Source organism: Vulcanisaeta sp. (genome assembly GCF_049966235.1).
Classification (GTDB): domain Archaea; phylum Thermoproteota; class Thermoprotei; order Thermoproteales; family Thermocladiaceae; genus Vulcanisaeta; species Vulcanisaeta moutnovskia.
Genome location: NZ_JBMFVA010000074.1, coordinates 1 through 660, shown reverse-complemented (window position 1 = coordinate 660; position 660 = coordinate 1). Strand labels below are relative to the sequence as shown.

The following is a 660-nucleotide window of genomic DNA, read 5'->3' as shown; positions in this document are numbered from 1 at the left end:
GTATCACAATATAATATTTTTGTATTTCTTATTATTGCTTCCTTCATTTTTTCCAGTAATTCAATCCTTCCATATGATGTTATATATGAACCAATACTTAAAAATGTTGATCTTCCTCTCTGCATTCTCACATTCCTATTAATACCAATCCCTGACCCTTCCGTTAATTCCTCAAAATAAAAATAATCTTCCTCTTTTTCTAAAAGAGACAATTCATATCCTGTATTAATCTGCATGAATTTCCCATACAAACTATTTAAAACAATTTTGGCAATAAGTGAAAATAAACCTTTTTTACTTTTTTTAATCTCATACCAGTAATTAATAAATTCATCAATCTTATTTAATTTTTCCAGTTCCCAATATTCAACATAAAGAGGTTTAACATTGTATCCATTTTCAACAGCATATTTTATTTCATTCAAATTATATATCCCTAACCATTTACCTTTTGGATAAATAATTTTATTATTATATTTATAAGGCAATAATCCTATTTCTATTTTTTTATCATTAACAACATAATAAAAAGGTTTATCCGCATAAATCTCAAAAATCCCGATACCACCAAAATGTTTTATCATATTTAAAAAGTCATTATAATCAGGCAATATTTCACTTTTTATAAATTCAACAGGATATTTATATTTTATCAAAACA

1 protein-coding gene is annotated in these 660 nt (G+C 24.5%); it reads right to left on the bottom strand.

Translation table 11 applies throughout. From position 1 onward, the window contains the following. On the bottom strand, window positions 1-660 hold a 660-nt coding region (locus ACP5L5_RS11775; RefSeq protein WP_428764015.1), incomplete at both ends, for a DNA polymerase.